Annotated in this window: 8 protein-coding genes; 4 read left to right on the top strand and 4 right to left on the bottom strand. The window is 59.2% G+C overall.

The genetic code is table 11. The annotated features are described in order from the left end of the window. The 4 genes from WA354_RS01860 to WA354_RS01845 all read right to left on the bottom strand — a co-directional run. The coding region (locus WA354_RS01860) for an ABC transporter permease (protein ID WP_472811309.1) at window positions 1-2,138 on the bottom strand (2,138 nt) is incomplete at its 3' end. Beyond that, the gene (locus WA354_RS01855; RefSeq protein ID WP_472811308.1) at window positions 2,135-2,494 is read right to left on the bottom strand and encodes a PadR family transcriptional regulator; all 360 of its coding nucleotides are present in this window, start codon (window positions 2,492-2,494) and stop codon (window positions 2,135-2,137) included. The genes WA354_RS01860 and WA354_RS01855, both read right to left, overlap by 4 nt. 227 nt (window positions 2,495-2,721) lie before the next feature. Beyond that, on the bottom strand, window positions 2,722-3,099 hold the full coding sequence (locus tag WA354_RS01850) for a c-type cytochrome (RefSeq protein WP_472811307.1): 378 nt from the start codon (window positions 3,097-3,099) through the stop codon (window positions 2,722-2,724). Beyond that, entirely contained in the window at window positions 3,096-3,998 is a 903-nt protein-coding gene (locus WA354_RS01845; RefSeq protein ID WP_472811306.1) for a hypothetical protein, read from the bottom strand. Before WA354_RS01845 ends, WA354_RS01850 begins: the two co-directional genes overlap by 4 nt. A 279-nt stretch (window positions 3,999-4,277) precedes the next feature. Between WA354_RS01845 and dnaK the strand changes: the two genes are divergently transcribed. The 4 genes from dnaK to WA354_RS01825 all read left to right on the top strand — a co-directional run. Then, window positions 4,278-6,200, top strand: a complete 1,923-nt coding sequence (dnaK, locus tag WA354_RS01840) for a molecular chaperone DnaK (protein ID WP_472811305.1) — start codon at window positions 4,278-4,280, stop codon at window positions 6,198-6,200. Between the two features lie 204 nt (window positions 6,201-6,404). After that, window positions 6,405-7,598 (top strand): DnaJ C-terminal domain-containing protein, encoded by a 1,194-nt coding sequence (locus WA354_RS01835; protein ID WP_472811304.1) that lies wholly within the window; start codon window positions 6,405-6,407, stop codon window positions 7,596-7,598. 55 nt (window positions 7,599-7,653) lie between these two features. Then, window positions 7,654-8,052, top strand: coding sequence for a MerR family transcriptional regulator (locus WA354_RS01830; RefSeq protein ID WP_472811303.1), 399 nt, complete (start codon window positions 7,654-7,656; stop codon window positions 8,050-8,052). A gap of 95 nt (window positions 8,053-8,147) precedes the next feature. Continuing rightward, window positions 8,148-8,803: glycosyltransferase (locus WA354_RS01825; protein WP_472811302.1), on the top strand; the 656-nt coding region annotated here is incomplete at its 3' end.

Genomic DNA, 8,803 nt, shown 5'->3' with positions numbered 1-8,803 from the left:
GCCTGATAGGACTGTATGTGCTCCTCGGCCTGCGTCATGGGCACGTAAGCGGCGGGCGGCGCTGGCGCGCGCAGATCAGTGTACTTGGCATCTCCCACGATGCCCACAACCTGATAGGAAACCGCCTTGTCTCCATCGTGTTTCTTGACGGTCCGCCCTAGCACGTTTCCATCTGGCGCCAGCAGCTTTGCAGCCGACTGATTCAGGATGATCTTGAGCCCTGCGGCCTTGCTGTCATTCCAGGTAAAGTCGCGCCCCGCGAACTGGGGAATGCGCATGGTTTCAAAGTAGCCGGGCGCCACGCTGTTCATGTAGATGTCGTGGTCTGCGCCGGTGTAGTCTGGAAAGTTTTCGTCCCACTGGTAGCCCGTCAACGGCACCATTTGTGCAAAGCTCACGCTTTTCACGCCGGGCTGACGCAACAACCGGTCTCCGATTTCGCGGTAGAAAGCCATTAGCGCATCGTCTTTCACTCCGAGCTTGTCCATGTTGAAGGCGATGTTTTCGACGTCGTGGGGATCGAAGCCCTCGCCGCTGGTATAAAGGCGCACCAGGCTCGATGCCAGCAGTCCCGCGCCAATTACCAGCATCATGGCCAGTCCCACTTCCATGCCCAGCAGGACGCGAGGCAGAATCCTGCGCCGCTCCTGGGTCTGCGTCGCGTGCTGACCATCCTTGACGCGGTCGATGAGGTTGCGCGAGGTGGCCTGGATCGCCGGAGCAAGCGCGAAAAGCAACGTGGCCACGATGGCAGCGAGGGCCGCAAAGCCAAACACTCGTACGTCCAGCGACGTATCGAGAAGCATGCCGTCACCGCCTCTCAGCAGCATTGCAGCGAGTGACTTGCTGACCATCGGCGCAATCGCAAGGCCAGCCATCGTTCCGATTAAACCGAGCAGCAGTCCCTCTACCAGCAACTGCTGGATGAGCCTTCGCCGGGAGGCCCCCATCGCCATGCGTGTAGCCAGTTCCCTCTGGCGTGCGGTACCGCGCGCCAGCAGCAGGCTGGCAAGGTTGAGGCACGCCAGCAAAAGAATCCCGCCGCACATGGCGAACACCGCGACCAGCGGCTTGCGGAAGCTCATGCGAACGTAATTGAATCCCGCCGATCCTGGCTCCGCAGCAAATCTGAAGTGGTGTTTCTCGCGGTTCGCGATCCACTTCGCATCGGGCACCCTCTCGCACAACACCACATCGGATATGGAAGCGATCTCAGCATTGGCTTTTTCCAACGCAATTCCTGGCTGCAGCCGTCCCATCACCGTGAGCCACCAGGCGTGGTGTCCGAACGCGGTCAGGCTGCGCTCCCGATTCACTACAGGTTCGGTCGCAAGCGGCACAAAGATCTGCGGCCTTTGCAAGGGGTCCGCACCGACGAATCGCCTCGGCATTACTCCGACCACGGTGAAGGCCACTCGATCAATTTCGATTTTGCGCCCGATTATGTCGGGGGCGCGATTGAATCGCGTGATCCAATAGCTTTCGCTGATGACTGCACCGAAGCCAGCGGAATTCCCGCCGGTTCGATCGTCTTCCGGGGTCAGGGTTCTTCCCATGAGCGGCGGAGTCTCCAACGCGTGGAAAAACGATCCGCTCACGAATTGGCCGGGGACTATCTCATTGCCACTTCCGCTCTTTACCTGGAACTTGTTATGAGCGAAGGCAAACACGTCGGTGAAGGCCTCGTGCCTCGTTTCCAAGCCGCGAAAGATCGATTCGGGAAAGCTGTAGTCTCGCCGGGGACCGTCTTGGTCTATTCCCAAAACGACCAGCCGGTCGCTTGCCGGCACCGCCAGTGGTCGCAGAAGCAGGCCGTTAATCATTGAAAATACGGTTGTGTTCGCTCCCACGCCCAGAGCCAGTGTGATGATGGCCGTAAACGTGAAGCCGGGCGACTTCCGCAATTGCCGCATCGCATACCGGACATCGTGCAGCCACAATTCCAGCCGCTGCCACTTCCATTGGTCGTGCGTCACATCCGCAATCAACGGAACATTCCCGAATTCACGCATGGCCGATTTCCGCCCATCAGCCGGCGATTGCCCGCGTGCTACCCGGTCGGCTATCGCCATCTTGAGATGGCTTTCGATCTCTTCGGTCAGGTCCGATTTGCGTCGCGAAAATGAAAATAGTCTCACGCGCCACCTCGCCTTGCTGTCATGATTCCTTCGATCGTCGCGACCATCTTTCCCCAACGTTCGTAGTCAGAAGCGAGTTGTTCCTTGCCCAGTTTCGTGATCTTGTAAAACTTCGCGCGCTGATTGCTTTCGCTTTTCTTCCACTCCGCCTGGACCCACCCTTGACGCTCCAACCGATGCAGCGCCGGATACAGCGACCCGGTTTCTACCTGCAATACGTCGCCGGAATTCGCCCGAATCACCTGGCTAATTCCATAACCATGCTGTTCGCCCCATTGAAGCGTTTTCAGGATCAGCATGTCCAATGTTCCCTGCAGGATTTCGATCCGATTCTGATAGCCGTCCTTCGTCGCCATAGGCTGTAGACCCTCTACGTCAATGATGTAGATAATCTACCCCCTCATCGACGAGGGCGCAAGCGAGTCCCTTCTTAGAACAATTTGAGGATGTCGGCAAACTGCAGGACAGCCCCTCGGTTGAGTCGTTTGGTTTCTCCTGCACCCGGACGCCCGCTTCCCAGGTCTCTCAATCGAGACCCCGGGGCACAGGCGTTGGAAGAAGGTCTCCAAATGTTGATGGGAAGTTACTGGATCGAACGCAGATAGGCTACGAGTTGCCACCGCTGGGCTTCCGGCAGGCTGGACCACGACGGCATGCCGTGAGCCAGATCGCCCTGGCGGAGAAACCACTCGAGGTCGCCATCGGTTGCCGACCGGATGTGATCGCTGCGCAACGGGGGCTTTTTACGGCCGTCTCCCATGGCGTCGGATCGATGGCACTGGGCACAGTGTTCGCGATAGACGAGAGCACCCGCGGTTGCGGTCTCGGGATGCGCCGCCAGCGGATTGGCCCGTGCATGTTCCTTCGCGGGAACACGGTCCCAGCGGGAACTTGACGCCGCGCACAGAAGCAGGCTGGCGGCCAGTCCGATAAAGAGGAATGCGAAGAAGCGCCTGATCATTGCGCACCGCCTTTGCTGCCGCGGAACCAGCTGCCAACCTGCGGAAGTTCAGAGGCCCATCCGAAGCGATAAACGCGATCAAGGCTGGACGAGGTGAGGCCGAAGCCGGTGGAGAAGCTGAGCCGGCCAAAAGGCAACTGCCAGCCAACGATTGGAGCGACGTATTGCGATGTGTCGTGCAGGGTGAGCGACCAGGTGTCGCCGAGGCCGCCGTAGGCTTCACCGCCGAACATGAATTTTTCAAGGCAGAACGTACACGGTTTGCCGCTTCCCAGGGTGCGAAATGGGCGGGCAGCGCCGACGGCGTATCCAAACTCCCATGGTTCATGGCCCAGATTCTTTTCGGAAATGAAGTTTTCAGAGATGTTCCACGCCTTGAGGTTCGACGATAGGATCAGCTTGAGTTCGGCTTCGTGCTGGTGCTCCTGGCTGGCTTCGTCGTTGGGACTGGCAAGATCGGATTGGCCGTCGTGGCCAACAACTTCAAGAAGAGTCTTATCGGCCCCGGAGGTGTTTTCGTATTCGACGTAAAGCACGGGGTTGATGAGGTGTTCCCGCATCAAGGGCCGAACGCGGTTTTCAAGGCGGAAGCCTGTGAAGAGAGTCGATTCCTGCCCTGTAGTTTGCGTATCGAGGTAGAGCTCGGTTGTCCACCAGGCAAAAACCCCGTATTCGAGCTCAGTTGCAGTGGCGCCGTAGCGGTGGCTGTCGGCGGGCTGGCCCAACGCTGTTTTGGTCTCGATTTCAAGATTCCCGGGCTCTTCCAGGTCCTGAGAGTAGGTGACGAAGTAAGGCTTCTCCTGGGCGCGGAGGGTGGGTGTTGCCATGATCCCGAGCAAGATGGTCAGGAAGATGGAAGGGGCCGTCGGTCGGCCGGGTTTGAGGAAAGATCGAACCACGTGCAACCTCTTATTTAAGATATACGACCAAAAGAGTCGCATTTAGAATGTAAACTCAGACTAATTTGGTCCGCAATAGCTTGCAGCGTCATTCGTCACACATGGCGGGACGGCAGCCGGGAGGTCGAGTTCCATTCCGGGAGCAGCTTGGGAGTTCGGAGAGATTTCGGGGAAGCCCTTATGAAATTAATATCAATAAAAGTTGACACTAAATCACTCATAGTGCATCTTATTTAGTGACATTGGAATTCCCTTAAATCTGAGGCAGGAAAACTCACTATGGCAAAAATCATTGGAATCGACCTCGGCACGACCAACTCTTGCGTTGCCGTCCTCGAGGGCGGCGAGCCCAAAGTCATTGCAAATGAAGAGGGTTCACGCACAACGCCCTCCGTCGTCGGCTTCTCGAAGAGCGGCGAGCGGCTGGTCGGTCAGGTGGCGAAACGCCAGGCCATCACCAACCCCGAAAACACCATTTTCTCGATCAAGCGGTTTATGGGCCGCCGCTACGACGAAGTGACGGACGAAATGAAGATGGTGCCCTACAAGGTCGTCAAGCAGGGCGACCACATCGCCGTCGTTGCGCAGGGAAAGGAATATACGCCCCCCGAGATCTCGGCAATGATTCTCCAGAAACTGAAGAAGAGTGCTGAAGCCTACCTGGGCGAGGCGGTAACGCAGGCTGTGATCACGGTTCCCGCCTACTTTAACGACGCGCAGCGCCAGGCCACCAAGGACGCGGGCAAGATTGCCGGTCTGGATGTGAAGCGCATTGTGAACGAGCCGACGGCGGCCGCACTGGCTTACGGGCTCGACAAGAAGAAGGACGAGACGATCGCGGTTTACGACTTCGGCGGTGGCACCTTCGACATCTCCATTCTGGAAGTGGGCGAAGGCGTCATTGAGGTGAAGTCGACCAACGGCGACACCCACCTCGGCGGCGACAACCTCGACCAGCGCATTGTTGAGTGGCTGATTGCCGAATTCAAGCAGGAAGAAGGACTCGACCTGAGCTCGAAGGGCAACGAGATGGCTCTGCAGCGTCTGAAGGACGCGGCGGAAAAGGCCAAGATCGAGCTCTCGACCACTGTGGAGACCGAGATCAACCTGCCGTTTATTACGGCGGACGCGACCGGGCCGAAGCACCTGGTTCGCAAGCTCACCCGCGCCAAGCTGGAGCAGTTGGTTGCCGATCTTCTGGAGCGTTCGCTTGAGCCCTGCAAGAAGGCCATGACAGATGCGGGCGTGACGCCAAACGACATCGACGAAGTGGTGCTCGTGGGCGGCCAGACGCGTATGCCGAAGATCCAGGAGCTGGTAAAAGGCCTGTTCGGCAAGGAACCGCATCGCGGCGTGAATCCTGACGAAGTGGTAGCAGTAGGCGCGGCGGTTCAGGCCGGCGTGCTCGCAGGCGAAGTGAAGGACCTGCTCCTGCTCGACGTGACACCGCTGACCCTGGCGATTGAGACGCTGGGCGGTGTGGCGACGCCGATGATTCCGCGCAACACGACGATTCCGACCAAGAAGACGGAGACATTCTCGACGGCTGCCGATTCGCAGACAGAAGTTGAGGTGCACGTGCTGCAGGGCGAGCGCCCCATGGCCGGGCAGAACCGCACGCTGGGCAAGTTCAAGCTGGCGGGAATTCCTCCGGCGCCGCGCGGCGTGCCGCAGATCGAGGTCACGTTTGACATCGATGCCAACGGCATTCTGAACGTGAATGCCAAGGACGTCGCAACGGGTAAGGACACGCGCATCACCATCACCTCGAGTTCCGGTCTCTCGAAGGACGAAGTCGAGCGGATGGCGAAGGATGCCGAGGCGCACGCGGCCGAGGACAAGGAGAAGCGCGAGGAGATCGAAGCTCGCAACTCTCTTGACGGACTGGTCTACAACATCGAGAAGATGCTGAAAGAGTCCGGCGAGAAGGTGCAGGCTGCCGATAAGTCCGAAGTGGAGTCGGCCCTGGCCGATGCCAAGAAAACGCTGGAAGGCACGCCGAGCGTAGCAGAAATGCGCGCGGCGAACGACAAGCTGACGCAGGCAAGCCACAAGCTCGCCGAAGTGCTCTACAAGGCAAACGCGGCAAGCGCTGGACAAGGTGCTCCCACGGCGCAGGCCGACGGAACGCCGGGAACCGAGCAGAAGAAGGACGAAGGCGTAATCGATGCTGAGTACGTTGACGTCGAGGATAAAAAGTAAGCGGCGCGGAGTTAGCCTCGCTCGGGAGTGTTAGCGGAGTTAGCATGCGGGGTGGGCAAAACAGCCCACCCCGACTTGTATCCGCGAGGGGATGAAGGGCATCCGCGTGCAAATTCGGCCGATCAATAACCGGTGACGAAAGCGGCCTGCGCGCTTCGAACTCGTCGACGCAACGTGTACGCTAGGTGGGACAAGTAAACTCAAATGGCCACAACGCAAAACAAAGATTATTACGCAACACTGGGCGTCAAGAAGACGGCGACACCGGAAGAGATTCGGAAAGCCTTCCGCAAAGCCGCGCGTAAATATCATCCTGACGTCAATCCCAACGATAAGAAGGCGGAGGAGAAGTTCAAAGAAATCTCCGAAGCCAACGATGTGCTGAGTGACGAGAAGAAGCGGAAGGTGTACGACCAGCTAGGCTTCTACTCTGACCAGATCGATCCGGCGCAGGCTGAGGCCTATGCACGGCAGCAACGTTCGGGCGGCGGCGCCCCGGTCGATTTCGACGGCTTCGACTTCTCCGGATTCCAGGGCGGCGCTCATGCAGGGCAGCAAGCGGGGCCGGGCTCATCCAGCTGGGGCAGCTTCAAAGACATTTTCTCCGGCATCTTCACCGGAGCGCAGCAGCACCAACAGCGTCCACGCGGGCCGCAGCCGGGCACCGATCTTGAGTACCAGGCGACCATTGATTTCTGGTCGGCCATTCGGGGAGGGCAGGCGCGCATCCAGGTGCATCGCCAGGAAATTTGTCCCACATGTCACGGGATGGCGCAGACCGGCGGGCAGACGACGTGTTCCGAGTGCAACGGCACAGGCCAGGTAACGCAGATGGGCGGCCGGATGAAATTTAACATTCCGTGCCCAAGTTGCGGTGGCTCGGGTCGCGTCACGAACGATTGCCCGACTTGTCACGGAGACGGCACGGTGAGCAAAACGGAGACAGTCGAGTTCCGCATCAAGCCCGGCACCCGCGATGGGCAGCGAATTCGACTGCCAGGGAAGGGAAACGCCGGACTGAATGGCGGAGCACCCGGCGATCTGTATGTGATTGTGCGAACCGGAACGAATCCGGTTTTCACGCGGGTCGGCGACGATATCCAGTTGACGGTTCCGGTAACCATCGCGGAAGCGTCGCTGGGCGCGAAGATCGAGGTGCCGACGATCGACGGGCGCGCGCAGTTGAAGATTCCGCCCGGAACGCAGAACGGACAAAAGCTGCGCCTGCGCGAACGCGGCGTAGAGAGTGCATCGCATCCGGGACAACGCGGCGATCAGATTGTGACCATCGAGGTGGTGGTGCCGACGCTGAATGATGAACGCAGCCGCGAGATCATGCGCGAACTGGCGAAGCTGAACAACCAGGATCCGCGTGTGGCGTTGTTCGAGAAGCTGTGAAAGAGCAGGGACTAGGGATTAGGGAACAGGGACGAGGAAACTGAGAGTAAATCCCATGGTAGCGAAGCGGAAGTCCAAAGGCGCATACATGATCTCGGCGGTGGCCGAGATGTACGAAATTCATCCGCAGACTCTGCGCCTCTACGAGCGCGAAGGACTGCTGAAGCCCTCGCGCACGGAAGGCAACACGCGTCTCTATACAGATGAAGACCTGGAGCGTCTCGAGTTCATCCTGAACCTGGCGCGTGATCTTGGGGTGAACATCGCGGGTATTGCCATCATCCTGCAGATGCGTGAGCGCATGGAAGAGATGAACCGGCAGATGCAGAGCTTTGTGGAATACGTGCGCTCGGAGATGCTGACGCGGTTTCAGCAGGGTGCTGCCAGCGCCGGGGCGATTGTGCCGATGCGCAAACCGGTTGTCGTCAAGCCAACGCAGACGCGCAAACCTTGATCGCGGCACCGTTGAAGCCCCACTAAGTTTTCTTCCCACAAAGCGGCCCGCTGATATTCTCGCTCCGTATTTCCGGCGCGTATTCTTAAACCTGCATGTCGTACGTCCTGCTAGCCATCGCGGTCTTCGGCCTCATTACTTCCACGGTCTTTGCCGGCATGGTTCTGGCGGCGGTGCCGCGCTACCTTCGCGAGCGGCGAGCGGCCGAAGGCGAGCTCCGCAAACGGCCCGGATTCACTCCGCCACTCACTCTGCTGAAACCGTTGGCGGGCGCTGAACCTGATCTGGAAACGCACCTGGCGAGCTTCTTCGTGCAGGATTATCCCGAGTTTGAAATTCTTTTCTGCGCGCGCCAGCCCAATGACGCAGGATTGGATATCGCGCGGCGGGTTGCTGCGCGATATCCGCAGATCCCGGCAAAGTTCACGTCAACGGGCGAACCTCCTTACATCAATGCCAAGGTCGCTTCGATGGAGCTGATGGAGAAGTCTGCATCGCACGACATTCTCGTTATCAGCGACAGCGATGTGCGCGTTACGCCGGATTATCTGCGCGCCGTGGCATTGCCATTTGCGGACGAGAAGGTCGGCGGCATGTGCTGCCTGTATCGCGGCATTGCGGCCGGCGGCGGCCTCTGGGCGCGGCTTGAGGCCGTGGGCATGAGCGTAGAGATGACGGCCGGCGTGCTGGTGGCACGCATGATGGAGGGGATGCAGTTTGTCCTCGGACCGACGATGGCGTTTCGGCGCGA

This window comes from Occallatibacter sp. (assembly GCF_049802275.1).
Classification (GTDB): Bacteria; Acidobacteriota; Terriglobia; order Terriglobales; family Acidobacteriaceae; genus Telmatobacter.
Note: the sequence above shows the minus strand (reverse complement) of the source record. Positions and strands in the feature narration are given on the sequence as shown.